Source organism: Peribacillus sp. P4_C12 (assembly GCF_056402095.1).
The window spans coordinates 1-1,670 of the sequence record NZ_JBFUIB010000682.1 but is presented as its reverse complement, the minus strand read 5'-3'; the positions used below and the strand labels follow the sequence as shown (position 1 = coordinate 1,670).

The following is a 1,670-nucleotide window of genomic DNA, read 5'->3' as shown; positions in this document are numbered from 1 at the left end:
ACATAATAGCAACCAGTGTGCTACGAAGTTTTTTCGGAGCATATTCAGTAATAATTGCTATTAGATTAGGCATGACTCCCCCCAATCCTAAACCTGCAATAAAACGTTGTATTCCAAAAGTAGTTGGCGTATCTGCAAACCCTGAAGTAAAAGTAAATATAGAAAAAATGACCGTACAAATTAAGATGACTTTCTTTCTTCCAAATTTATCAGCTATTGGTCCAAAGACTAACGCGCCTATCATCATTCCAAACAAAGCATAGCTACTAAATAATCCTGCTTCTACAGCAGTGATTTTCCACTCAGTCATCAAAGATGGTAGGATTGTTCCAAGCATGAACATATCATATCCATCACAGATAATGATAAAGATACAACTTAATAAAATCTGTAAATGAAAGCGGTTAAATTTTTGTTCATCAATCATTTCAGATACACGGATTGTGCGCATTTCCTTCGCCTCTTTCTTCTTTTCCTTTATTGACTAAAGGAACGTTCTAAGTTTTTTAAAACCAGCTTACCACCAAATTAAAAAATAACAATAAAGACTTAAATTACACTTATATAGAACTAAGTTCACTATATATTAACTTAATTTTTAGAATATTGTCAATTATCAAAGTTCATTAAGGTTCATAGATAGGAAAAACTTTTTATGAAAAAAAKGCAAAAAAAAGCCCTCTAGTTAAAAGAGGACTTTTTTGAAAATAAAGAATTTAGGCATCTAATGCTTCTTTTTTCTTTCTTTTTTTAGATTCTGTTATAAGATCATAACCAAGATAAAGGATAATGGCTGCGCCTAACAATTTAATATATAACGGAATATCCGCTACAAAGAAATATATCATTGAGAATAATGTTCCTATTATAGATAACCAAAAAATTAAATGTTTTAGAATTTTTTTCAAAGTAATGACTCCCTCTCAAAAGATGAGATTAATTATTCTAGTTCGCTCCACTTCAAGGAGGAATTTTTATTATCCGTTCTTTCATTTTAACATTTATCCTTTAAATAATGGAGTAAATCATATTGCGAAATATGAACAATTAAGCAATTTTTCATAGAAATTTTATTATTGCTCTAAAACTTAGACCACATTATTTATGAGATCATTTATTTTTACAACCTATCATTGACAAATATACATTTTCCACTCCTAATAATAATTAAATGTCATTTAAGGAATTTATAGATAATGGGGTTTACAATATAGTTTGCATCAGTCATCTATTGAATGTCATTTTTSTAATGATTTCACTCTATCCAGGCAGCACCCTTCGTTATTTAGAACATTGTGTCCTTTGAGCAGATCTGCGATGAAACTAATTATAAGAATAAGAAAGAAATTTAATCAGAAGCAACTATACAAGCTCTCCTAACATAAAATAAACATGAAAATGGCAGCGTAGATATCTCCTACGCTGCCATTTTCATGTTTATTCTTACAGTATATTCATTTTATTGGAGTCTACCATTATTTCTTCACTTTGTTCTGGTTGATTATTTTTATAATAAGCCATCTTCACTGGAACAAAGGATAAAGCAATCGCGGCAATAAGACCAGGAATAGCAAAAGCAATAAAATTCAATTGAATTGGTAGTGAGATTGATAATAGGAATCCACCAAGGATGGGTCCGAGCATACCACCAATCCTTCCTATTCCAGATG

At 30.6% G+C, this 1,670-nt stretch carries 2 protein-coding genes and 1 pseudogene; all 3 read right to left on the bottom strand.

Features of this window, described 5'->3' with window-relative positions:
• Nucleotides 1-451: MFS transporter (locus AC1DUW_RS27945; RefSeq protein ID WP_477644067.1), on the bottom strand; the 451-nt coding region annotated here is incomplete at its 3' end.
• A 265-nt stretch (nucleotides 452-716) separates the two neighbouring features.
• Nucleotides 717-908, bottom strand: a complete 192-nt coding sequence (locus AC1DUW_RS27940) for a hypothetical protein (RefSeq protein ID WP_053346003.1) — start codon at nucleotides 906-908, stop codon at nucleotides 717-719.
• Nucleotides 909-1,443: 535 nt separating this feature from the next.
• A pseudogene (locus tag AC1DUW_RS27935) lies at nucleotides 1,444-1,670 on the bottom strand (aromatic acid/H+ symport family MFS transporter); the annotation flags it as partial.